Consider the following 21,381-nt stretch of genomic DNA (forward strand, 5'->3'; position numbering starts at 1 on the left):
GGCTTTAAAGCGTCGGCGGGCGAGGGGCAAGGAACCCCGCAGTTTGACAGGGGCCCGGTCGCTGCGCAAAAGAGCGCCAAACGGAGAAGGCATGATGACGGATCCTGTCCTGGTCGAGGTCACGCGTGGCGATGTCGTGGAATCGGTTCACCACGGCGCGCTCGCCGTGGTCGATGCCGACGGAGCGGAGGTGCTCGTACTCGGCGATGTGGACCGGCCGGTCTTTCCGCGCTCTGCGGTCAAGGTCATCCAGGCGCTGCCGCTCATCGAGAGCGGCGCGGCCGACCGCTATGGCCTGACGGACGACGAACTGTCGCTCGCCTGCGCCTCTCATTCCGGGGAGCCGCGGCATGCCGAGACGGCGGCGCGCATGCTCGCCCGCGCGGGGCGCGAGCCAGCCTGCCTTGAATGCGGCGCCCACTGGCCCATGGGGCAGGAAGCGGCGCGCGCGCTCGCCCGCACCGGGGCCGAGCCGACGGTCCTGCACAACAACTGTTCCGGCAAGCATGCCGGCTTCATCTGTGCCGCCTGCGCCATGGATGTCGATCCCGCTGGCTACATCGAGCCCGGCCACGCGCTGCAGCGGGAGGTCAAGGCGGCGATGGAGGCGCTGACAGGCTTTGCGCACAGGGACGAACTGCGCGGCACGGACGGCTGCTCCATTCCGACCTATGCCGTGCCGCTGCGGGCGCTCGCCCGGGCCTTTGCCCGCATCGGCACCGGGACCGGCCTCACGCGGGAGCGGGCCGCCGCCTTCGCCCGCCTCAGGGCGGCTGTCGCGGCCCACCCCTTCATGGTGGCCGGCACCGGCCGCTTCGACACCATCCTCATGGAGGCGCTCGGCGCGCGGGCCTTCGTGAAGGTCGGGGCGGAAGGCGTCTATTGCGCCACCTTTCCGGAGCTCGGCCTCGGCATCGCTCTCAAGTGCGACGATGGGGCAGCGCGGGCGGCCGAGGTGGCCATGGCGGCCCTCGTCGAGCGCTTCCTGCCGCTGTCCGCGCAGGAGGCGGAGGCCGTTGCCGCGCTGTCGCGCCCGCAGATGCGCAACTGGAACGGCCGCCTCGTCGGCACCATGCGGCCGGCGGCGGCGCTCGCCAGCGGCTGACGCGTCAGGCGACGGCATTTCCGGTCACCACGATGCCGGTTGCCCGCGCATCCGGGCGGGCCGTCAGATCACCCGTGACGGCCTTGTCGTATTCGTAGCCGACAACGGCACCCTCGCGGGCGCCGGAGATGACGTTGCCCGAGATCACGGCGCTGCGCTCCTTCGGCACGAGGCTGACGCGGATGCCGGTCCGCGCGTTGCGTATGACATTGCCGGTCACGGCGATGTTGCGCATCGCCCAGGACCAGCCGACGCTGATGCCCTTGTCCTCCGCATCCTCGATGACATTGCCGGTGACGCTCGCCTCGGCCTCGACGTGAATGCCGGTGCCGCCGGCGAGCACGCCATCATAGGAGCGGGGGCGGTGGCGCAGGCCGCGCAGCAGGTTGCCGCTGCACACCGAAAGACGGCCGCCGTGGTCGAGGTTGGTCATGGAGATGCCGCTCATCGCCTCCTCGACCACGTTGTTGGCGATGATCGTACCTTCGAAGGCGAATTCGGCCCACAGCGCCGTCTCGCCGAGACGCGCGCAGTTGTTGCCGATGATCTGGCAGGCGGAGCCCGAATTGTTGCGGATCGCGGACAGGGCGCAGTCGCGCACGGTGTTGCCGCTCACGAGGACGCCGCCAGCCCGGAAGATGCTGATGCCGTTGCCGTATTCGCCCGTGCCGCCGGCATCGGCTGCGATGTGCGAGATCCGGTTGCCGGCAACGACAGTGCCGTCGTCTCCCTTCTCCGAACGCCAGACCTGGATGCCGTTGCTGCCGCAGCGGGTGACCGTGTTGGCGGTGATCGAGAGACCGGTCGCATCAAGGGAGAACAGGGCCGAATGGCTTGCCTCCGAAAACGCAGACCCCGTGACGCGGCCGCCGCAACCCGCCAGATGAAGCGCGATGCCACCGGCCTTCTCGAAGCGGCAGCCGTCGATCTCGACCTCGCGCACGCCCGCGAGCGTCACGAGGCCGGCGCGATCGGGCAGCGGGCGGGACAGCCCGTCGAGGCGCAGTCCGTAAAGGGCGATGGACTGGGCGTTCCGCGCCGTGAGCATCGGCCCGCTGCCGGCATGGACGAAGGTGGTGAGGCCGGGCGCGCCGACGAGCCGCGCCCCGTCGGGCAGCGCCACCGCGGCGATGCGGTAGCGCCCCGGAGGGACGAGGAGCGGCGCGCTCCGCCGGGCCGCCTCCGCAAGCGCCGCAGCGAGCCGGGCGGACTGGTCCTCTTCCGTATTGGGCCGCAGGCCGAACGGGAGCGCCGAAATGCCGAGGGCAGCGGCCATGCCGTCAGCCTCGCGGCCGATCGCGGAGCCCGCCGCGAGCGGCGCGGCGCCGGCGAGGGCGGCGGTCACCAGGATGAGGCGGCGGCTTTCGTCCATGGGCAGTGTCCTTTTAGAAGGCCATGGACACAAGATCCGTGCCGGCTGCCTTGTCCCGGATCAGGACATTTGCCGGCGGGCGCTTTCCCGGACGAGAACGATGGCGGCTGTCTCGAGGGCGCGGGCCATGGCGGCGAGGGTGGGGCGCCGGACCTTTGCCGGTGCGCCTGTCTGCGGCGAATCCTTGCGCGTCGGGCGAGGCGTCGGGCTGCTCGCCCAGGCACTCGGCATCGGCACGTGGATGAAGACGACCGGGATCGACGGGCGCTTATCTTCAAGCTGGCCGAGCGCGGTGAAATAGCTGGCGTTGCACAGATAGCGGCCGGCGTCGATGGAGCGGCGGACCGGCATGCCCGTGCCCGCCATCGCCACCTTCAGGCGTGCGAGCGGGGCCGGCGAGCGGCGCACCAACGGAGCGCCCTTCGCAAGCGCCGCCCCGCGATGGGTCTTGCCCGAGGCGTCGGGGGCCGTCCTGTTGGCCTTGTTGACCGCGCGCGTTTCCACCCGCACGTGGCGGGCACGGGTGGCGACGCCGAGCATCAGGACCGCCCGCGGCCGCGCGGCGGTCAGCCGGGTCGGCAAAGCCTTGTCCAGGATGGCGTAGCGCGTTCGGAAGACGTGGTGCTCCGCCCTGATGCCGAGCCGGGCGAGGCGCCGGCTGCCGCCGACGCGCTCGGCGAGCACCGCCGTGGGATTGACCGGCACACGCGGGAAGGGCCCGAAGCCGGTGATGAGAATGTCGCAGCGCTTGTTCCGTTTAACCATCTGGTGTTGGCCCGTCACAGCCCTAGCAAGGACGCGATCTCGTCGGCCGCCACTGTCGCCGCGAGCTTTCCCGCCGCGACCTCAGCCTCGAGCGCCGGCACGCGCTTGCGCACCTGCGGATCGGCCCGCAACCGCGCATGCAGCCGATCCTCCACCATGGCCCACATCCACTTCACCTCCTGCGCGCGTCGCTTCTGCTGCAGTTCGCCCGTCGCCGTCATGCGCTCCCGGTGGTCGACGACCTTCTCCCAGAGGACGTCGAGGCCGACGTTGGCAAGGCCGGAGATGGTGATGACGGGCGGCGACCAGGTCGGGCTCGCGGGCGCGAGAATGTGCAGGGCGGCGCGATAGTCGGCCGCCGCGGCCTTGGCGCGAGTCGCACCCTCGCCATCGGCCTTGTTGACGGCAATCATGTCCGCCATCTCGACGATACCCTTCTTGATGCCCTGCAGTTCGTCGCCCGCGCCCGGCAGCATCAGCACGAGGAAGAAATCCGTGAGGTCGGCCACCGCCGTTTCCGACTGGCCGACGCCCACCGTCTCGACGAGAATGACGTCGAAGCCCGCCGCTTCGCACAGGAGCATCGTCTCGCGCGTCTTCGCCGCGACCCCGCCGAGCGTGCCGGAGGAGGGCGATGGGCGGATGAAGGCGTTCTCGTCAATGGCGAGCCGCGCCATGCGCGTCTTGTCGCCGAGGATCGAACCGCCGCTGCGCTGCGAGGAAGGGTCCACCGCGAGCACCGCCACCTTGTGGCCCGCCGCCGTCAGATTGGAGCCGAGGGTGTCGATGGTGGTCGACTTGCCGACGCCCGGCACGCCCGTGATGCCGACGCGCACGGCCCCGCCGGTGCGCGGCAGTACCGTCTGGATGAGCTCGCGCGCCAGCGCCTGGTGGTCGCCCCGGCGTGATTCGACGAGCGTGATGGCGCGCGCCAGCGCCGCGCGCTCGCCCCTGGCGAGGCGTGCGGCAAGATCGGGCAGGGCGGAGCGGTCGAGGCGTGTCATGTTACGCTATAGTTGCCACAGATTCGCGCATCGAGGTGGGATGAATTCCGCATACGGAGCGCTGCGGGCCGGGCGTACCGTCGCAGGCCGGCCTTTGCCACCTTTTGCCCTATCTTCGCCCACAATCGAACGCCAAAAGGGACCCGTCCCAGAAGCCCCGGCAAACCGAAGCCCGTTCATGCCCCATCGTTTGTCCCGCCGCGTCCTGCTGCGCCTCGCGCTCGTCAATGCCGGCGCCGCCACGCTCGCCGGCTGTTCCAGCGCCATCGGCGCTTTTGACGGTGACAGCGCGCCGGCGTCCGCCCTCGGATCGTCGCCGATCGGCGCGCGCGGCGGCCCTGTCGTCTATGCTGTGACGACACGCGCGCCGGTGAACGGGGCGAGCGAGCGGCCTTGGTTCGGTTCCGCCCGAGCCGGCGGCACGCGCGCCGTCGCCGTGCGGTTCGATCCGCCGCCAGAGACATTCTTCGGCCGCATCGGCTCGACGCTTTCGGGCGACTGGCGCATCAACGCCGTCGAGGCCCTGGGCAACAATGATCCCGTCGCCGCGCTGACGCTGGAGGCGGGTGGACGCGACGTGCTGGTCTATGTTCACGGCTACAACCAGAGCTTCGAGCGTGCCGCGATCGACGCGGCGGAACTGACGCGCGCCATCGGCTTTTCCGGGGCGACGGTCAGCTTCTCCTGGCCGTCGAAGGAGGGGCTGCTCGACTACGGCTACGACCGCGAGAGCGCGTTGTGGTCGCGCGACGCCTTCCAGGATCTGCTCGAGGCACTGGTGCGCAACGCCATGGTGGGCCGCGTCCACATCGTCGCGCACAGCATGGGCACGCTCCTGACGCTGGAGACACTCCGCCAGCTCTGGGCAGTGAGCGGCAGCGCGGACGTTGCCGCGCGCTTTGGCGCGATCGTCTTGGCTTCGCCCGACATCGACGTCGATCTCTTTGCAACCGGCGTGCAGCGCATCGGCCCGCTGGCGAAGCACATCACGGTGATTTCCAGCGTCAACGACCGGGCGCTCGCCGTCTCGAGCCGTCTTGCCGGCGGGGTCTCGCGCGTCGGCGCCGCCGACCGGGCCGTGCTGGAGCCGCTCGGCGTCAAGATTGCCGATGCCTCGGACTATGGCTGGGGCATCATCAGGCACGATCTGTTCCTGACGAACAAGGACGTGCGCGGCGTGATCAAGCGGGCCGTGGAGCGCCGGACCTGGGATTGATCGTGAAGTCGCTCAGACGAGCGCCAGCCGGCCGAAGCCGGGCAGTTTCAGCGCGGGCTGGCGCAGGTCGAGCCCGGCGACAAGTCCGAAAAGGTTGATTTCAAGTCCCTCGACCCAAGCGACCGTTATGCCGAAGAGTCCGCCGAGCGCGACCTGGAAACCGGTGCCGCTCGGCGCGAGGCCGGCATAGATCATCTCGACATGGTAGTCCTTTCCGAGTGCCGTCGGCGGCAGCGCGACGCCGAGCTGCGGCACGCGGGCCACGACATGGGCGACAAAGCTGTTCGAATTCGGCCCCGGCCAGACGCGGTAGCTACCTCGCTCGCGGAAGGGATAATCCGCGATCGCCGCCCGCACGGTGGGTAGCAGAGCTTCCGCCGCCTCGCCTTCGATGGCGGCGACGAGCTCGGGCATGTTCCCATACCAGCGCCCGTCGGGCGCCCAGCCGTCGCGTCGCACAGGCGTGCCCCAGCCCACCTTGTCGTAGCGCTCGTAGGGGACGGCGCCCGCCTCCTTGACGACGAGCCAGGTGTGATGCGCCACGGCGCCTTTCCAGCGCCCGGTGCGGGCCGCGTAGATGTGGATGACGGCCGGGCTGTCGGCGACCGGCGCCGGCAGGAGGCCGCTGCTCGTCCAGTCGGCGCCGCTCCAGGAGCGGGGATGGCCGTGGCCCATCCACATGAGCGCATGGGCGCCGAGCGGCAGGAGGAAGACGAGCACGAAGGCCGCGAGGGCAAGGCGCATGAGACGCATGAACAACCGGATGCCGACTGCCGCGGGAGCTGTCAATTCACGGGACGGCGAGGGGACGCACCGTCGTTCCGCGAGCGTGAGGCGAAAAAGGGCCACGCTGCCCGGCGTCCGGCGGAGCTCCCCGCGCGTCAGGTCGCCGTAATGCATCTGCCGCAGACAGCGGTGCGCCTGGGTCCGGGTAGACAGGGCCCGGGCCGGTGCAACCGACAGGGTGTTTTCATGATGTCCGGTGCCTCTCCGCATCGCGCCGCCGACGGCGCGCCTTCCGCCTGCGAGACGCCTTCTGAAGATCGCTTCAACCCGCCACTCGCCATCCGGGCGGGCAGCTTCGCCCTTGCGGGCTATCTGCGCCTCGTGGCGCGCACGACCCGTTTCGGTGTGCGACTGGGCCGGCAACCAGACGGCGCTGCCATCTTCGCCATGTGGCATGGCCAGCAGCTGCTCTCATTCGCTGCCCGCATGGACGAGCGGCCGGTGGCGGCACTCGTCTCCACCCATCGGGACGGGGCTCTTATCGGCGCTGTCTGCGCGCGCCTCGGCCTCACCGTCATCCACGGATCTGGGGCGGAAGACCCGCGGCAGGCGCGGCGTAAGCGTGGCGCGTTTGCGTTCCGCGCCATGCTGCGGGCGCTGGCCAAGGGCACCAGTGTCGCCCTCACCGCGGACGTGCCGAAGCGCGCCCGCATCTGCGGGCCCGGCATCATCCGTCTCGCCCTTCATTCCGGCCGGCCGATCTACCCGCTTGTGGCGGTGACCAGCCGGCGCATCGACCTCGCCAACTGGGATCGGGCGAGCATCCCGCTCCCCTTCGGTCGCGGTGCCATCGTCATCGGCGAGCCGGTGCTGGTTCCGTCCGACGCGACGGCCGGCCATTGCGAGGATCTGCGCGGCCGGCTCGAAGCCGCGCTTGATGACGCCATCGCGGCGGCTTACGGCGCGATCGGCCATCGTGATCCGGGCGCCGGTCTCATTCAGGGCACGGCGGGGGAACAGGAGGCTGCAACCGGACTATCACGGCGCGCGTTTCATGTTTATCGATAAATCTGATTGCTGCCGAAGCCCGTCCGGACTAGCGTCTGCAGACATTGTCACCGGGTGGGAATGGGCGATGCCTACGGTTCAAATCTACAGCCGGCGCCTGTCGCTGGTCACCGCAGTCCTGCAATGGCTCGTGCCTCTCGCATGGATCGCCATTGCGACGGTGGCGACCATGCATGGCGATCCTGAATTGCCGGGTGGTCCGGCGGATGCGAGCCAGTTGCAGCTTTCCAGCAAGATCGCCTTTGTCTTGCTGACCAGCATTGCGCCGCTGCTCCTCGGCTTGATGCTGCGGGAACTGCACCAGCTGCTGCTGCTCTATGCAGGCGGAGAGGTGTTCACGGCGCCGGCGGTAGTGCGCATCCACCGCATGGGTGTCCTCCTCGTCGCCTATTCCCTGGCCGACCAGGTCGCATTCCTGGCGGCGGGCCTCGTCCTCTATTTCACCGAGCGGCTCACCGAGGTGCCGCTCGTCTACCAACTTCATCTCGGCGAACTGTTCATCGGGCTCGTCGTCATCCTGCTCGGCCGCATCATGGGCATGGCCTGCCGCATGCAGGACGAACTGAGCCTGACGGTGTGAGCCGGGCAATGGCGATCATTGTCAACCTCGATGTCATGCTCGCAAAGCGCAAGATGCGCCTCGGCGATCTGGCGGCTGCCGTCGGCATCTCGATCCAGAACCTCTCCGTGCTCAAGACCGGCAAGGCCCGCGCCATCCGCTTCTCGACGCTCGACGCGCTCTGCCGGCATCTCGACTGCCAGCCGGGCGACATTCTCGCATTCGTGGATGACGGCTGTCCTCAGCCAATCGACGATGATTGATTTCATGTTTATCGAGAAAAATTAATTGACAAAAATGTTATTCGCCCTAGGTTGACGGGAGCGTTTCTGCGATCCCGACTTGGGGAGGTGCATGCCATGATCCGTGAGAGGCGAGCGGCCGATGCCACCGGGCGTGCCGTCCGGCGAGGCAGGCTCGGTGCCCTTGGCTGGCCGGCTGCGGTATTGAGCCTGGTCGCCCTCGGCGCATTTGCTATCGCCATGGAGCGGTCGGCGCCGCAGGATGAGGCGCTGGTCGCCGCCGCAGTTCGCGCGGCCTTGGCACGCGATATGGAAGGGCGCCTCGCGCTCTCTCCTTCACCGGCCTTCGCCGCCCTGGAGGCGCGGCACCCGGGCCTCTGGTTCCGCGCCTGCGACGGCAACGGCGAATGCCTGTCCTACGGCCCGGTGCCGGACACGCTGGGTCCGCCTGAAGCCGGCGGAGGCAAGACGGGGCAGCCCCATGTCGGCGGCGTGACCATCGCCGCCGGCGTCGCACGGCAAACCGGGTTGCGAGGGCTCGGTCTCGCCACCCTGCGCGTCATGCTCGAGGCCCTCACGACCGTCGGCGGCATGGGCACAGGCGAGCATGCGAAATACCGGCTCTACTCTTATGCGCATCACCCGGCGGGAATGTAGGGGCGGCACAGCCAGCCGGGCCACGTCGAGTCTTCCCGACCGCTCCCAGCTCCAGGATACATTGATGGCGTCTGGCGATGTCGTCCGGCAAGAGGGCCGGCCACTGCGAGGACCTGAGCCGCTAGCTTGAAGCTGCACCCGATGACGCCATTGCCGCGATCGCCGGCCCGGTGGATCGTGCCCGCTACTCTGCGGCCTGCTTCGGCTCGTAGCCGAGGCGGCGGTTGAGCTCCCTGATGAGCTTCTCGGCCGCTTCGGCGATCACCGTGCCCGGCGGGAAGATGGCCGAGGCGCCGGCCTTGGTCACGGCCTCGTAGTCCTGCGGCGGCACGACGCCGCCGACGACGATCATGATGTCCGGCCGGCCCTGCTTCTCGAGTTCCGCCTTCAGCTCCGGCACCAGCGTCAGGTGCCCGGCGGCGAGGGAGGAGACGCCGACGATGTGCACGTCGTTCTCCACAGCCTGGCGGGCAGCCTCCGCCGGGGTCGCGAACAGGGGGCCGATATCGACGTCGAAGCCGAGGTCGGCGAAGGCCGAGGCGATCACCTTCTGGCCGCGGTCGTGCCCGTCCTGGCCCATCTTGGCGACGAGGATGCGGGGCCGGCGGCCGTCGTCATGCTCGAAAGCTTCCACGAGGGCGAGAACACGCTCGACGGCATCGCTCATCGCGCCGACCTCCCGTTTGTAGACGCCGGAGATGGCCTTGATCTCCGCCCGGTGGCGGCCCCAGACCTTCTCCAGTGCCGCGGAAATCTCGCCGACCGTCGCCTTGGCCCGGGCGGCATCGACGGCAAGGGCGAGCAGGTTGCCCTCGCCGGTGTCGGCGGCCTTCGTCAGGGCCGCGAGCGCCGCCTCCACCGCCGGGGCGTCGCGCTCGGCCCGCAGGCGCTTGAGCTTGTCGATCTGCGCCGCGCGCACGGCCGAATTGTCGACTTTCAGCACCTCGATCGGCGGCTCGTCGTCCGGGCGGAAGCGGTTGACGCCGATGACGGCCTGCTGGCCGGAATCGATGCGTGCCTGCGTCCGCGCCGCCGCCTCCTCGATGCGCAGCTTGGGGATGCCGGCCTCGATGGCCTTCGCCATGCCGCCGAGCTCCTCCACCTCGCGGATGTGGGCCCAGGCCCGCGCGGCGAGCTCGCCCGTCAGCCGCTCCACGTAGTAGGAGCCGCCCCACGGGTCGATGATCCGCGTCGTGCCGCTCTCCTGCTGCAGGAAGAGCTGGGTGTTGCGCGCGATGCGGGCGGAAAAGTCCGTCGGCAGCGCGAGCGCCTCGTCGAGGGCGTTGGTGTGCAGCGACTGGGTGTGCCCCTGCGTCGCCGCCATGGCCTCGATAGCCGTGCGCGTGACGTTGTTGAACACGTCCTGCGCCGTCAGCGACCAGCCGGAGGTCTGGCAATGGGTCCTGAGTGCCAGCGACTTGTCGTTCTTTGGCGAGAAGCCCTTGACGAGCTTCGCCCACAGGAGGCGCGCGGCCCGCAGCTTCGCCACCTCCATGAAGAAGTTCATGCCGATGGCCCAGAAGAAGCTGAGCCGCGGCCCGAACTGGTCGATGGTGAGCCCGGCCGCGAGGCCGGCGCGGATATATTCGACGCCGTCGGCGAGCGTATAGGCGAGCTCGAGGTCCTGCGTCGCCCCCGCCTCCTGCATGTGGTAGCCGGAGATGGAGATGGAGTTGAACTTCGGCATATGCGCCGAGGTGAAGGCGAAGATGTCCGAGATGATGCGCATCGACCCCCTGGGCGGGTAGATGTAGGTGTTGCGCACCATGAATTCCTTGAGGATGTCGTTCTGGATGGTGCCCGCGAGCTTCTCGGGCGGCACCCCTTGTTCCTCTGCCGCGACGATGTAGAGCGCCAGCACCGGCAGCACGGCGCCGTTCATGGTCATAGACACGCTCATCTCGTCGAGCGGGATGCCCGCGAACAGCGTGCGCATGTCGTAGATGGAATCGATGGCGACCCCGGCCATGCCGACGTCGCCGGCGACGCGCGGATGGTCGCTGTCATAGCCGCGGTGGGTGGCGAGGTCGAAGGCCACGGACAGGCCCTTCTGCCCGGCGGCGAGGTTGCGCCGGTAGAAGGCGTTGGAGTCCTCGGCCGTGGAGAAGCCGGCATACTGGCGCACGGTCCACGGCTGGTTGACGTACATGGTAGGATAGGGGCCGCGCAAATAGGGTGGCAGCCCGGGGAAGGTGTCGAGGAAGTCCAGTCCCTTGCGGTCTGGCTCGCCGTAGTGCGGCTTGACCAGGATGCCCTCGGGTGTCAGCCACGGCTCTCCCGCGGCACCGGCCGTACCGGGCGGCATGGCGGCGAAGGGAACGTTCGCAAAGTCCGGGATCCGCGTCATGACATCCCTTTCCGAGCCGGCGTGGCCGCTGCCTGTGCCTTGGTAAGCAGGGCGAGCGCATCGCAGCCCATGAAAATATAGTCCTCGACGCCGGCGCCGGCCAATCGCGCGGCGAGCGGCTCGGCCGGACGGCCGGCGAGCCAGATGGCTGTGGCACCGGCCCCCTTGAGGGCGGCAGCCGCCGCTTCCCCCTCCGTCTCGTAGGCCTCGTCCGTGCCGCACAGGCAGGCGATGGCGGCGCCAGATCCGGCGAAGGCGGCGGCGAGGGCTGCGATGTCGGTCGTGCCCCGCGATCCGGCAAAGCCGTCGTTCGTCAGCGCCGCGATGCCGCCGGCCTCGAAGAAGTTGCGGGCGAAGGTCGACCGCGCGGTGAAGGCGGCAAGCGGTCCCAGATTGGCGAGGAAGATGGACGGGCGATGGCCGCAGCGGACAAGCGTATCATCGCTCGCGTCGCGCAGCGCCTCGAACGGTTCCGCGTCCCGCATCGACGGCAGCGGCTCGGCCAACAGGGCCGCGTCTGCGGACAGGGCAGGACCGACCTCGTCCGGCGCCGGCATGAGGACGGCGACCGGCGCCTCGCCGAGATGCGGGAATTCGCTCGTGCCGGTGATCGGCGCCTTGCGCGTGGCGATGTCGCGTCTGGCCTTTTCGCGTGTTTCGGCGATGCGCGCCTGCTCGTGGCCGGCGGAGAGGCTAGCGAGAATGCCGCCCTCACGCTCGATGGTCTGGAACAGGCCCCAGGCCCTTTCGCACAGCGCCTCGGTCAGCGCCTCGAAGGCGCCGGATCCGGCGGCGGGGTCGGTGACGCGCCACAGGTTCGATTCCTCGGCGAGGATGAGTTGGGTGTTGCGGGCCATGCGCCGGGCGAAGCCATCGGGCAGGCCGAGCGCGGCCGTGAAGGGCAGCACCGTGATGCCGTCCGCACCGCCGAGAGCGCCGGAGAAGGTGGCGACCGTCGCCCGCAGCATGTTGACCCAGGGATCGCGCTTCGTCGCCATGCGCCAGGCGGTCTCGGCATCGAGGCGGATCGGCCGCGACGCGAGGCCGCAGACGTTCTCGATCCGCGCCCACAGGCGCCGCAAGGCGCGGAACTTGGCGAGGGTGAAGAAGGCGTCCGCATCCGCCGGCATGAGGAAGGAGAGGAGCGGGGCTGCCTCTTCCGGGGCGATGCCGGCCTCTTCCAGCACGCGCAGATAGAGGACGCCGGTCGCGAGCGCGGCCGCGAGCTCCTGCGCCGGCCCGGCGCCGGCCTCGTGCCAGGCGCGCGTATCGACACGCAGGAGGCCGCGGGCAAAGCCCTTGGTGCTGAGGTCCGCGACCGTGCCGGTCAGCCGTTTCGCGAGTTCCGGCCAGGGGAGCGGCAGGCGGCCGGTACGCGCGAAGTCGCCGACTGGGTCGAGGCCGAAGTCGATATCGAGGCCGGAGGCCGGCAGGCCGCGCCGCGCCGCGTGTTCGGCGACGATGGTGGCGACGCGGCGGCCGTCGAATGGCGCCGTCTCGAGCCGGATGCGCACAAGTTCGAGCAGGACGCCCGATAGCGCGGCGGCCAGAGAATCGGCATCCGCCAGCGTCAAGCCGAAGCCGCGTGCCGTTGCCGAGCCGGCGAGAGCGAGCACGAGCCCGCTCGCCCCTCCTTCGAGATCGGCGAGCGCCAGCCGGTTGGCCTCGGTGGGGTCGGGATGCTCGATGCGCTGCAAGACCTGCCATGGTTCGGCCTCGGCCCGCCCGAGGGGCGGTGGCGCAGCTTCGGCCTTTCCATAGAGAGGCTGGACGACGATGCCTTCGCGGCTGCGGAAAACGAGCTTCTTCTCGAAATCCGCTCCCTTCAGGGCGCGTTCGACCTGGGCGAGCCAGTCGTCGCGGGTGGCCTGGGGAAATGCAGCAGCGAGCTCAAGGTCTTCGATCACGCGTTGCGGCCTCGTGCGAAGCGATGGAACGGCGCCGAGATTGCCACGGGCGATGCCGCCTCACCACCCTTCCTTGGTCGCATCGATGCCCATACCGCCTGGGCAGATGCGGAACGGCCGAGCGATCGCCCTCAGAGATGGACTTCCCAGTCCAGCCGCTCGATGCCGGTCATGTCGATGGCCGCTGCCGCCTCGCGCACGCTGCGGCTCCCGATCATCCGCTCGGGCGCGATGTCGACGAGGGGGGCGAGAACGAAGGCCCGCTCGCCGATATAGGGGTGCGGAACGTGCAGATGCGGCTCGTCGATCACCTCGTCGCCATAAAACAGGATGTCGATGTCGATGATACGCGGCCCCCAGCGCTCGCGCCGCACGCGGCCGGCCTCCTGCTCGATCCGGAGGGCCGTTTCGAGAAGGGTGCGCGGCTCGAGCGTGGTCTCAATGGCGATGCAGATGTTGAGGAATGACGGCTGGTTCGTCTCGCCCCACGGGGCCGTGCGATAATAGGCGGAATGGCGGATCACGCGCACGCCGGGCGTCGCATGCAGGGCGGCCACCGCGCAGTCGATCTGCACGCGCAGGTCGCCGATATTCGAGCCGAGCCCGAGGATGGCCTCGACCGGGGTCGCGCGCTGGGGGACGGCGCTAGTCATGGCGCGTGCGCCCGATGGTGACGGCGACGGTCTCGAAGATGGCATCGATCGGCGCATGTGGCTTCTCGATGGTGACCTCGAGCCGCTCAATGCGCGGGAACCGCGCCATGATGGCATCGGCGACAGCGCCGGCGGCGGCTTCGATCAGGTCGAAATGCCGGCTGGAGAAAGCCGCGCGGGCCACCTCGACCATCTCGGCATAATTGAGCGTGTCCTCGAGCCTGTCGGAGCGCTGCGCCGCGGCGAGCGGCAGCTCGGCCGTCAGGTGCAGGATGAAGGGCTGCCCCAGCACCCGTTCCTCGGGCATGACGCCGTGGGTGCCACGCAGGGCGAGGCCGCGGACGGTGATGCGATCACTCATGATGACTGGGCCTTGGCTATGGCATCGGCGACGCTCAGCGCCTGCACATGGGCGACGACGTCGTGCACCCGCACGATCTCGCAGCCCGCAGCCGCTGCGATGACATGGGCGGCCAGTGTGCCGGGCAGGCGCTCGTCCGGTACCGTGCTCACGATATGGCCGATGAAGGATTTGCGCGAGGCTCCGACGAGCATCGGCAGGCCGAAATGGTCGCGCAGCTCGGCAAGGTGGCGCAGCACGACAAGGTTCTGTTGCGGTGTCTTGCCGAAGCCGATGCCGGGGTCGAGCACGATGTCGGTGCGTGCGATGCCGGCCCGGGCGGCGATGTCGAGCGTGCGCGCGAAGAAGTCCCGCATGTCGGCGAGGATGTCGATCTCCGCATCGGCCCCAGGCCGATTGTGCATGGCTATGACGGGCACGCCGTGCTCGGCCGCAACGCGGGCCATGTCCGGGTCGCCTTGCAGGCCCCAGATGTCGTTGATGATGCGCGCGCCGGCGGCGATGGCCGCGGCCGCGACCGCTGCCTTTGTCGTGTCCACGGAGACGGGCGTTGCGTTCTCGGCGACGAAGCGCCGGAGTACCGGCATCAGCCGCGCCAGCTCTTCCGTCGCGCTGATGGGAGTGTGGCCCGGCCGGCTCGATTCGGCACCGATGTCGATGAAGTCCGCCCCCTCCTCGGCGAGCGCGCGGCAATGCATGAGCGCCGCATCCACCGTCGGCAGGCGCCCGCCGTCATAGAAGGAATCGGGCGTGACGTTGACGATGCCCATGATACGCGGGCGACCGACGAGGGGAACGCCGGCGAGCTGCCGGCGGCTGAGCGCTTCTGTCATGCCCGCTGCGTGACGCCGTGGCGGCCGCCTGTCAAGCCGTCTGCAGCTGTTGCGATGGTTTTGCGCGCGCCGCCGACGCAACCCGCGCCGGGGCGCGCGCTCGAAGCGTCACACGAATTGTGACAGGCCGGGCACGGCGCCGACGATGGGCCCCATAACGTCCTCGCCCGCCTTCTCGCGGCCATAGGCGAAGAGCTCGCGGCCGAGGGCCTGCATCTGCCCCATGGACAGACCCGCCGATGTCAGCTGGCCGCCGAGTGCCATGATGCCGCCGCCCATCAGGCCGCCGACCATGCCGGCAAGGCCGCCCTTGCCGTTGCCGCTGGCTTCGGCCATCGCGGCCTCGGCGCCGGGCAGGGCGGCGATGAGCTGGCGCACCTCCGTCTCCGGGCCTTCCTTGAGCAGGAAGTTGAGGACGATTGCGATGGCCTTGCGCGCCGTTGCCGCGTCGAGACCAACCTTTTCAGCTATGCGTGCGACGAGTTCGTCCATCATGGGCTCCTGTGTCGGAAGGTGGGGCATCTTTTGCGCCGCTGTCGCGAAAAGCAAGCAGATAGTTCATATCGAAACCATTCCGGAGCGCGCGGTCAGGGCGCATTTCGCCGTGCGGTCGGCGCTCCCGTTGTGGAAAGGCGGCGCCCGATCTCCTATAAGCTGAATCGGCGTCGCAGGCGCCGATGGACGAGACGCGAGGGATGGCACGATCCATGGCGGAAGAAGGCACCATTCTCATCGGCAAGGCCACCGGCGATGCTCACAAGGACACTCCCAGATACGAGGAGCTGCTGCTGCGACTCGCCAATCGCCACGGCCTCGTGACCGGCGCGACCGGCACCGGCAAGACGGTGACGCTGCAGGTGCTCGCCGAGGGCTTCTCCAATGCCGGCGTGCCGGTCTTCGCCGCCGACATCAAGGGCGACCTGTCCGGTGTCGCCGCCATGGGCGAGGGCAAGGAGCCCTTTGTCAAGCGCGCCGCCGACATCGGCGTCACCTATGCCGCGGACAGCTTCCCCGTCACCTTCTGGGACCTCTTCGGCGAGAGCGGCCATCCGGTCCGGGCCACGGTCTCGGAGATGGGGCCGCTGCTGCTCGCCCGGCTGCTCGACCTCAACGACACGCAGGAGGGCGTGCTCAACATCGCTTTCCGCGTCGCGGACGAGCAGGGCCTGCTGCTGCTTGACCTGAAGGACCTGCGCGCCATCCTCGCCCATGTGGCGGAAAACGCGAGCGCGCTGTCGGCGCAATACGGCAATGTCTCGACCCAGTCCGTTGGCGCCATCCAGCGCCAGCTCCTCGTGCTGGAGAACCAGAAGGGAGACTTCTTCTTCGGTGAGCCGGCGCTCGCCATCTCCGACCTGATGCGGATCGACCGGGACGGGCGCGGCGTCATCAACATCCTGGCCGCCGAAAAGTTGATGAACAACCCACGGCTCTACGCCACCTTCCTTTTGTGGCTGCTGTCGGAGCTGTTCGAGCAACTGCCGGAGGTGGGGGACCTCGACAAGCCCAAGCTCGTCTTCTTCTTCGACGAGGCTCACATGCTGTTCTCCGACGCGCCGAAGGCGCTGGTGGAGGCGGTGGAGCGGGTGGTGCGACTCATCCGCTCGAAGGGCGTCGGCGTCTATTTCGTCACGCAGAACCCGCTCGACGTGCCGGAGACGGTGCTCGCCCAGCTCGGCAACCGCATCCAGCACGCCCTGCGCGCCTTCACCCCGCGCGATCAGCGCGCCGTGCGCGCTGCAGCCGGCACCTTCCGCCAGAACCCCGCCTTCGACACGGAGAAGGCCATCATCGAGCTCGGCGTCGGTGAGGCGCTGGTGTCGGTGCTCGAAGGCAAGGGCGCCCCCTCCGTGGTGGAGCGCACTCTGATTGCGCCGCCCTCGGCCCGCGTCGGCCCGTTGACGCAGCAGGAACGCGAGCGACTGATCGCGGCAAGCCCGCTCAAGGGCCGCTACGATAACGCGGTTGATCGGGAATCGGCCTATGAGATCCTGGCGCAGCGTGCCGCCGAGGCCGCCGCCACCAAGCAGGCGCCGCAGCAGGCCGGCGCCGGCAGCGAGGGCGGTGTGCTCGACACGCTCGGCGGCATTCTCGGCGGTGGCCAGCCAGCCGGCAGGGGCGGGCGCCGGACCGTCACCGTCACGGAGCGGGTGATCACGAACGTGGCCTCCTCGGCCGCGCGCACCATCGGCACCCAGCTTGGCCGCGCCATCCTGCGCGGCATCCTTGGCTCCATGACCAAGCGCTGAGCACCTTTCGTTCCATCATTCCAGGCGGCCCATCGGGCCGCCTTCGCCGTGGAGGGCATCGATGTCGCATCTCGACCAGGTACTCGCAAGGATCGACGAGGATCTCGGCGCCTCACTCAACCGCCTCTTCGGCCTCCTGCGCATTCCCTCCATCTCGACCGACCCGGCCTACAAGGAGGAGTGCCGCAAGGCGGCCGAATGGCTCGCTGCCGACCTCGAGGGTCTCGGCTTCGCGGCGGGCTTGCGCGAAACGCCGGGCCACCCGGTGGTGCTCGCCCACCAGCGACGCGAGGGCGCGCCGCATGTCCTGTTCTACGGCCACTACGACGTGCAGCCGGTCGATCCGCTCGACCTCTGGGAGACGCCGCCCTTCGAGCCGCGCCTCGCCGAACTGCCGGGCGGGCGCAAGATCATCGTGGCGCGCGGCGCCTGCGACGACAAGGGCCAGGTGATGACCTTCATCGAGGCCTGCCGGGCGTGGAAGGCGGTCACCGGCTCGCTGCCGGTCGGCATCACCGTTCTGCTCGAAGGCGAGGAGGAGGACGGCTCCCGCAACCTGCCGGCCTTTGTCGAGGCGACGAAGGAGGAGCTTGCCTGCGACGTCGCCCTCGTCTGCGACACGGGCATGTGGGACCGCGAGACGCCGGCGATCACCGCCTCGCTGCGCGGCATGCTCTATGAAGAGCTGACCGTGCGCGCGGCCGACCGTGACCTCCATTCGGGCCTCTTCGGTGGCGCGGCGCAGAACCCGATCCGCGTGCTCGCCCGCATCATCGCCTCGCTGCACGATGCGGACGGCCGGGTCACCGTGCCGGGCTTCTACGAGGGCGTCGCCGAGACGCCGCCGGAGGTGATTGAGCAGTGGAAGGCGCTGAACCTCACGGCCGAGGAATTTCTTGGCGGTGTCGGCCTCAAATATCCGGCGGGCGAGAAGGGGCGGCTCCTCATCGAGCAGATCCAGTCCCGCCCCACCTGCGACGTCAACGGCATCATCGGCGGCTATACGGGCGAGGGCACCAAGACCGTCATCGCCGCCGAGGCGCGGGCCAAGATCTCCTTCCGCCTCGTCGGCGACCAGAACCCCGACGCGATCCGCGATTCCTTCCGCGATTTCGTGCGCCGGCAGCTGCCCGAGGATTGCTCGGTGGAGTTCATCGCCCACAAGGGCTCGCGCGCCGTCGCGCTGCCCTATGACGGTCCGGTGCTCAACAAGGCGCGCAAGGCGCTCGCCGCGGAATGGGGCAGGGAGCCCGTCACCATCGGCTCGGGCGGCTCGATCCCCGTCGTCGGCGACTTCAAGCGCACGCTCGGCGTCGATTCGCTCCTCGTCGGCTTCGGCCTCGACGACGACCGCGTGCATTCGCCCAACGAGAAATACGACATGACGAGCTTCCACAAGGGCATCCGCTCCTGGGCGCGCATCCTCGCCGAACTGGCGCAATAGGGCAGCTGGCGCGACAGGGAAGGGGCACCGCCGCTTCCACCGTCATGCCCGTGCCTGTCCCGCAGCTGTCGGAGCGGCGCGCGGGACCGTTGGAAGAACGGCCCCCGCCCGTCCTGGTCGCGCCTGTCGCGGCCATCCACGCCTTTCGGTCTCGCGCAGGCTTTGCGGCGTGGATGCCCGCGACAAGCGCGGGCACGACGGTGGAAATGGTCGGAAGGTCATTTAAACGTCGTGTGTCCCGCCGGCACCTTGGAACTGGTGCGTGTTCAATGGCGTCGATGGCCGGCAGACGGGCCGGAGAGACGGTGCTTCACGACCCCACGCTACACCAGCCCGTTCAAATCGCGGACGATCGCGACGGGGCGCTGGTCGGCATATTCGTCCGGCGCGCCGGCGCGGTTGACCCAGACGGCTCGGAAGCCGAAGCGCGCGGCGCCCGCCACGTCCCAGCGGTTGCTCGAGACGAAGACGGCCTGCGCCGGCTCGATGCCGAACCGGCGCGTCACGAGCGCATAGGCTGCGGGGCTCGTCTTGAACACGCGCACCTCGTCGACGGACAGGACCGCATCGAGGTGTCCGCCGATGCCGGCCGAGGCGACGGCATCGGCGAGCATCGACCTTTCGCCGTTCGAGAGGATCGCCGTCGCAAGCCCTCTGGCCTTGAGGGCGGCGAGCACGGCCGGCGCTTCCTGATAGGCGTCGAGCACCCGATAGGCGCCGAGGAGCTTGTCGGCGATGGCGGGCTCGACGGACGGGAAGCGCGCGAGCGCATGGTCGAGCGCCTCGCGCGTGAGCTGCCAGAAATCCCGGAAGCCGCCGTAGAGCGACAGCACCCAGGAATATTCGAGCTGCTTGGCGCGCCAGACATCCGACAGCGCCTGCGCGTCCGGGCCGATCGCCCCGGCATGCCGCGCCACGGCGGCATGCACGTCGAACAGCGTGCCGTAGGCGTCGAAGACGACGACGCTCGCGCCCGGCGCAGCCTCATCGAGAAGAGCCATGCGCGTTCCCCCTGCGCTTTCATGGGTGACAGGCCGGCAGGATGGCGCCCCGCGGCCACATCACGCAAGCGTGGTGGACGCTTCAGCGATATTCATTGGACGATGAGCCCGCGCACCATTGACGGCGCGCCGGACGGGGCGTTCGATGGGACAAGAACACTGACGTATTGGAGCATGATGATGTCCGGGCAATCTCGGCCTTGGTATAGCGAGACATGGACCTGGTTCGATGGCGGCTGGCATGAGGGCAACCCGCCGCTCATGGGGCCGCGCAGCCACGCCTTCTGGCAGGGCACCTCCGTTTTCGACGGCGCTCGGGTCTTCGAGGGCGTGATGCCGGACATCGACAGCCATGCCGCGCGCGTCAACCGCTCGGCCAAGACGCTCGGGCTGAAACCGACCATGGAACCCGAGGCGATTGTCGAGCTCGCGCGGGAGGGCGCGCGCAAGTTCGGGGCGGGCGCCGAGCTCTACGTCAAGCCCATGTACTGGGCCGAGGCGGACGGGCCGGCGGTGATCGCGCCCGATCCTGAGTCGACCCGTTTCTGCCTCTGCCTCTTCGTGGCGCCCATGCCCAAGCCCGGCGGCATCACGCTGACCAAGGCGAGCTACCGCCGCCCGACGCTGGAGACGATGCCGACCGACGCCAAGGCCGGCTGCCTCTATCCCAACAACGCCCGCGCCGTCCTCGAGGCGAAGCGCAAGGGCTTCGACAACGCCCTCGTGCTCGACATGCTCGGCAATGTCGCCGAGACCGCCACCACGAACGTCTTCATGGCGCGCGACGGCGAGGTGCTGACGCCGGCGCCCAACGGCACCTTCCTCAACGGCATCACGCGGCAGCGCGTCATCAGGCTGCTGCGCGAGGCGGGCGTGACGGTGCACGAGACGACGCTGCGCTACGACGATTTCGTGGATGCGGACGAGATCTTCCTCTCGGGCAACTATTCCAAGGTCATGCCCGTGCTCAGGATCGACGAGCGCGAACTGCAGCCCGGCCCCTTCTACCGCCAGGCGCGCGAGCTCTACTGGGCCTTCGCCCATGCCGGCGAGAAGGTCGGCGGATAACGTCATCCTGAAGTGACGCATTCCCTCCGCATCCCTAGGCTTCCGCGCCGGGGATGCCGGAGGTGGACATGCGGATCTTGGCGGGCCTGTCGTTTCTTCTCATCGCGCTCGTTTCCGTCCCGGCGCGAGCCGAGGAGGTCGATCTCGAGCTGGTGCTGGCGGCCGACGGCTCGGGCTCCATCGACGACGACGAACTCACCCTGCAGCGCGAGGGCTGGGCGAGCGCGCTGACGAGCAACGACGTCCTTGCCGCCATCGGCAGCGGCCTCATCGGCGCCATCGCCGTCGCCTATGTGGAATGGGGTGGCCCGCAATCGCAGGTGACCGTCGTCGACTGGCAGGTCATCCGCGATCCGGCGACCGCCGAGGCCTTCGCGCACAAGCTGCGCACGCGCCCGCGCGGCGCCTATGGCTACAACTCGATCTCCAACGCCATCGACTATTCCGTGCGCCTCGTCGAGGAGAGCGGCTTTTCGGGCATGCGCAAGGTCATCGACGTCTCGGGCGACGGCCCCAACATCGGCGGCCGGCCGCTGGCCGAGGCCCGGGCGGAGGCCCTGGCGAAGGGCTTCACCATCAATGCCCTCGCCATCCGCCGGCCGGGCGGGCGCCCAGGTGGGCCGGGCGGCATGTCGCTGGAAACCTATTACGGTGAGCAGCTGATCGGTGGGCCCGGCGCCTTTGTCGAGATCGCCGACGAAACGCGCCCCTTCGCCGTCGCGGCCCGGCGCAAGCTCGTCGCCGAGATCGCCGACAGTGGCGGCGCGACGCGCCACGCCACCCTACAGGCGGTGCCGTGAGATT

The 21,381-nt window shown here is 69.2% G+C and carries 21 protein-coding genes; 10 read left to right on the forward strand and 11 right to left on the reverse strand.

What is annotated here, in order from left to right; translation table 11 throughout:
• The first annotated feature begins 94 nt into the window (after positions 1 to 94).
• The gene (locus P2T65_RS15480; RefSeq protein WP_071924448.1) at positions 95 to 1,105 is read left to right on the forward strand and encodes an asparaginase; all 1,011 of its coding nucleotides are present in this window, start codon (positions 95 to 97) and stop codon (positions 1,103 to 1,105) included.
• 4 nt (positions 1,106 to 1,109) lie between these two features.
• Here P2T65_RS15480 and P2T65_RS15485 read toward each other — a convergent pair whose 3' ends face one another.
• From P2T65_RS15485 to meaB, 3 genes are read right to left on the reverse strand one after another with little or no spacing between them, the layout of a single operon-like run.
• Positions 1,110 to 2,477 (reverse strand): TIGR03808 family TAT-translocated repetitive protein, encoded by a 1,368-nt coding sequence (locus tag P2T65_RS15485; RefSeq protein WP_276200129.1) that lies wholly within the window; start codon positions 2,475 to 2,477, stop codon positions 1,110 to 1,112.
• A 60-nt stretch (positions 2,478 to 2,537) separates the two neighbouring features.
• Complete coding sequence (locus P2T65_RS15490; RefSeq protein WP_276200130.1) at positions 2,538 to 3,242, reverse strand: peptidase C15; 705 nt, start codon at positions 3,240 to 3,242, stop codon at positions 2,538 to 2,540.
• Between the two features lie 14 nt (positions 3,243 to 3,256).
• Positions 3,257 to 4,246, reverse strand: a complete 990-nt coding sequence (gene meaB / locus P2T65_RS15495) for a methylmalonyl Co-A mutase-associated GTPase MeaB (RefSeq protein WP_055458424.1) — start codon at positions 4,244 to 4,246, stop codon at positions 3,257 to 3,259.
• A 178-nt stretch (positions 4,247 to 4,424) separates the two neighbouring features.
• Here meaB and P2T65_RS15500 point away from each other — a divergent pair, with 178 nt between their 5' ends.
• Positions 4,425 to 5,462 (forward strand): alpha/beta fold hydrolase, encoded by a 1,038-nt coding sequence (locus tag P2T65_RS15500; RefSeq protein WP_276200131.1) that lies wholly within the window; start codon positions 4,425 to 4,427, stop codon positions 5,460 to 5,462.
• 12 nt (positions 5,463 to 5,474) lie between these two features.
• On the opposite strand, the gene P2T65_RS15505 is transcribed toward P2T65_RS15500, so the two are convergent.
• Entirely contained in the window at positions 5,475 to 6,215 is a 741-nt protein-coding gene (locus tag P2T65_RS15505) for a DUF3750 domain-containing protein (protein WP_276200132.1), read from the reverse strand.
• A 219-nt stretch (positions 6,216 to 6,434) separates the two neighbouring features.
• Between P2T65_RS15505 and P2T65_RS15510 the strand changes: the two genes are divergently transcribed.
• The 4 genes from P2T65_RS15510 (at position 6,435) to P2T65_RS15525 (ending at position 8,714) form a co-directional block, all read left to right on the forward strand.
• On the forward strand, positions 6,435 to 7,256 hold the full coding sequence (locus P2T65_RS15510) for a DUF374 domain-containing protein (RefSeq protein ID WP_276200133.1): 822 nt from the start codon (positions 6,435 to 6,437) through the stop codon (positions 7,254 to 7,256).
• A 67-nt stretch (positions 7,257 to 7,323) separates the two neighbouring features.
• Positions 7,324 to 7,836 carry a DUF2975 domain-containing protein gene (locus tag P2T65_RS15515; protein WP_186437970.1) on the forward strand — a complete coding sequence of 171 codons (513 nt, stop codon included), beginning with the start codon at positions 7,324 to 7,326 and terminating at the stop codon, positions 7,834 to 7,836.
• Between the two features lie 8 nt (positions 7,837 to 7,844).
• Entirely contained in the window at positions 7,845 to 8,078 is a 234-nt protein-coding gene (locus tag P2T65_RS15520; RefSeq protein ID WP_055458419.1) for a helix-turn-helix transcriptional regulator, read from the forward strand.
• Positions 8,079 to 8,174: 96 nt separating this feature from the next.
• Positions 8,175 to 8,714, forward strand: coding sequence for a hypothetical protein (locus tag P2T65_RS15525; protein WP_071923714.1), 540 nt, complete (start codon positions 8,175 to 8,177; stop codon positions 8,712 to 8,714).
• 184 nt (positions 8,715 to 8,898) lie between these two features.
• Here P2T65_RS15525 and scpA read toward each other — a convergent pair whose 3' ends face one another.
• From scpA to P2T65_RS15555, 6 genes are all read right to left on the reverse strand, one after another.
• Positions 8,899 to 11,061 (reverse strand): methylmalonyl-CoA mutase, encoded by a 2,163-nt coding sequence (gene scpA / locus P2T65_RS15530; RefSeq protein WP_055458417.1) that lies wholly within the window; start codon positions 11,059 to 11,061, stop codon positions 8,899 to 8,901.
• Complete coding sequence (locus P2T65_RS15535) at positions 11,058 to 12,968, reverse strand: methylmalonyl-CoA mutase subunit beta (RefSeq protein WP_082464718.1); 1,911 nt, start codon at positions 12,966 to 12,968, stop codon at positions 11,058 to 11,060. The genes scpA and P2T65_RS15535 overlap by 4 nt, the downstream gene beginning before the upstream one ends.
• A gap of 131 nt (positions 12,969 to 13,099) precedes the next feature.
• A complete protein-coding gene (folK, locus tag P2T65_RS15540) occupies positions 13,100 to 13,621 on the reverse strand; it encodes a 2-amino-4-hydroxy-6-hydroxymethyldihydropteridine diphosphokinase (protein ID WP_055458416.1) in 522 nt (173 codons plus the stop codon).
• The gene (gene folB / locus P2T65_RS15545; RefSeq protein ID WP_055458415.1) at positions 13,614 to 13,982 is read right to left on the reverse strand and encodes a dihydroneopterin aldolase; all 369 of its coding nucleotides are present in this window, start codon (positions 13,980 to 13,982) and stop codon (positions 13,614 to 13,616) included. The genes folK and folB overlap by 8 nt, the downstream gene beginning before the upstream one ends.
• The gene (folP, locus tag P2T65_RS15550) at positions 13,979 to 14,815 is read right to left on the reverse strand and encodes a dihydropteroate synthase (protein WP_276200134.1); all 837 of its coding nucleotides are present in this window, start codon (positions 14,813 to 14,815) and stop codon (positions 13,979 to 13,981) included. The genes folB and folP overlap by 4 nt, the downstream gene beginning before the upstream one ends.
• Before the next feature lie 108 nt (positions 14,816 to 14,923).
• Positions 14,924 to 15,307: a DUF2267 domain-containing protein gene (locus P2T65_RS15555; RefSeq protein WP_055458510.1), complete on the reverse strand. Its 384-nt coding sequence runs from the start codon at positions 15,305 to 15,307 to the stop codon at positions 14,924 to 14,926.
• A 215-nt stretch (positions 15,308 to 15,522) separates the two neighbouring features.
• On the opposite strand from P2T65_RS15555, the gene P2T65_RS15560 reads away from it, so the two are divergent.
• Both P2T65_RS15560 and P2T65_RS15565 read left to right on the forward strand, forming a co-directional pair.
• On the forward strand, positions 15,523 to 17,064 hold the full coding sequence (locus P2T65_RS15560) for a helicase HerA-like domain-containing protein (protein ID WP_055458413.1): 1,542 nt from the start codon (positions 15,523 to 15,525) through the stop codon (positions 17,062 to 17,064).
• Positions 17,065 to 17,125: 61 nt separating this feature from the next.
• Positions 17,126 to 18,508, forward strand: coding sequence for a dipeptidase (locus tag P2T65_RS15565; protein ID WP_276200135.1), 1,383 nt, complete (start codon positions 17,126 to 17,128; stop codon positions 18,506 to 18,508).
• Positions 18,509 to 18,831: 323 nt separating this feature from the next.
• Here P2T65_RS15565 and P2T65_RS15570 read toward each other — a convergent pair whose 3' ends face one another.
• Complete coding sequence (locus P2T65_RS15570; protein WP_276200136.1) at positions 18,832 to 19,509, reverse strand: haloacid dehalogenase type II; 678 nt, start codon at positions 19,507 to 19,509, stop codon at positions 18,832 to 18,834.
• A gap of 180 nt (positions 19,510 to 19,689) precedes the next feature.
• Here P2T65_RS15570 and P2T65_RS15575 point away from each other — a divergent pair, with 180 nt between their 5' ends.
• Positions 19,690 to 20,577, forward strand: coding sequence for a branched-chain amino acid aminotransferase (locus P2T65_RS15575; RefSeq protein WP_276200137.1), 888 nt, complete (start codon positions 19,690 to 19,692; stop codon positions 20,575 to 20,577).
• A 68-nt stretch (positions 20,578 to 20,645) separates the two neighbouring features.
• On the forward strand, positions 20,646 to 21,377 hold the full coding sequence (locus P2T65_RS15580; protein ID WP_055458508.1) for a DUF1194 domain-containing protein: 732 nt from the start codon (positions 20,646 to 20,648) through the stop codon (positions 21,375 to 21,377).
• The last annotated feature ends 4 nt before the right edge of the window (positions 21,378 to 21,381 follow it).

The organism is Chelatococcus sp. XZ-Ab1, from assembly GCF_029309855.1.
In the GTDB taxonomy this organism is placed as follows: domain Bacteria; phylum Pseudomonadota; class Alphaproteobacteria; order Rhizobiales; family Beijerinckiaceae; genus Chelatococcus_A; species Chelatococcus_A sambhunathii.

What these genes read in the sequence shown, in the direction of transcription:
- P2T65_RS15510 (WP_276200133.1), top strand. Translation starts at nt 6,435, where the DNA reads ATGATGTCCGGTGCCTCTCCGCATCGCGCCGCCGACGGCGCGCCTTCC.
- P2T65_RS15500 (WP_276200131.1), top strand. Translation starts at nt 4,425, where the DNA reads ATGCCCCATCGTTTGTCCCGCCGCGTCCTGCTGCGCCTCGCGCTCGTC.
- P2T65_RS15490 (WP_276200130.1), bottom strand. Translation starts at nt 3,242, where the DNA reads ATGGTTAAACGGAACAAGCGCTGCGACATTCTCATCACCGGCTTCGGG.
- P2T65_RS15480 (WP_071924448.1), top strand. Translation starts at nt 95, where the DNA reads ATGACGGATCCTGTCCTGGTCGAGGTCACGCGTGGCGATGTCGTGGAA.
- P2T65_RS15520 (WP_055458419.1), top strand. Translation starts at nt 7,845, where the DNA reads ATGGCGATCATTGTCAACCTCGATGTCATGCTCGCAAAGCGCAAGATG.
- P2T65_RS15485 (WP_276200129.1), bottom strand. Translation starts at nt 2,477, where the DNA reads ATGGACGAAAGCCGCCGCCTCATCCTGGTGACCGCCGCCCTCGCCGGC.
- P2T65_RS15565 (WP_276200135.1), top strand. Translation starts at nt 17,126, where the DNA reads ATGTCGCATCTCGACCAGGTACTCGCAAGGATCGACGAGGATCTCGGC.
- P2T65_RS15555 (WP_055458510.1), bottom strand. Translation starts at nt 15,307, where the DNA reads ATGGACGAACTCGTCGCACGCATAGCTGAAAAGGTTGGTCTCGACGCG.
- folP (WP_276200134.1), bottom strand. Translation starts at nt 14,815, where the DNA reads ATGACAGAAGCGCTCAGCCGCCGGCAGCTCGCCGGCGTTCCCCTCGTC.
- P2T65_RS15505 (WP_276200132.1), bottom strand. Translation starts at nt 6,215, where the DNA reads ATGCGTCTCATGCGCCTTGCCCTCGCGGCCTTCGTGCTCGTCTTCCTC.
- folB (WP_055458415.1), bottom strand. Translation starts at nt 13,982, where the DNA reads ATGAGTGATCGCATCACCGTCCGCGGCCTCGCCCTGCGTGGCACCCAC.
- P2T65_RS15515 (WP_186437970.1), top strand. Translation starts at nt 7,324, where the DNA reads ATGCCTACGGTTCAAATCTACAGCCGGCGCCTGTCGCTGGTCACCGCA.
- P2T65_RS15560 (WP_055458413.1), top strand. Translation starts at nt 15,523, where the DNA reads ATGGCGGAAGAAGGCACCATTCTCATCGGCAAGGCCACCGGCGATGCT.
- P2T65_RS15580 (WP_055458508.1), top strand. Translation starts at nt 20,646, where the DNA reads ATGCGGATCTTGGCGGGCCTGTCGTTTCTTCTCATCGCGCTCGTTTCC.
- scpA (WP_055458417.1), bottom strand. Translation starts at nt 11,061, where the DNA reads ATGACGCGGATCCCGGACTTTGCGAACGTTCCCTTCGCCGCCATGCCG.
- folK (WP_055458416.1), bottom strand. Translation starts at nt 13,621, where the DNA reads ATGACTAGCGCCGTCCCCCAGCGCGCGACCCCGGTCGAGGCCATCCTC.
- P2T65_RS15575 (WP_276200137.1), top strand. Translation starts at nt 19,690, where the DNA reads ATGTCCGGGCAATCTCGGCCTTGGTATAGCGAGACATGGACCTGGTTC.
- P2T65_RS15570 (WP_276200136.1), bottom strand. Translation starts at nt 19,509, where the DNA reads ATGGCTCTTCTCGATGAGGCTGCGCCGGGCGCGAGCGTCGTCGTCTTC.
- P2T65_RS15525 (WP_071923714.1), top strand. Translation starts at nt 8,175, where the DNA reads ATGATCCGTGAGAGGCGAGCGGCCGATGCCACCGGGCGTGCCGTCCGG.
- meaB (WP_055458424.1), bottom strand. Translation starts at nt 4,246, where the DNA reads ATGACACGCCTCGACCGCTCCGCCCTGCCCGATCTTGCCGCACGCCTC.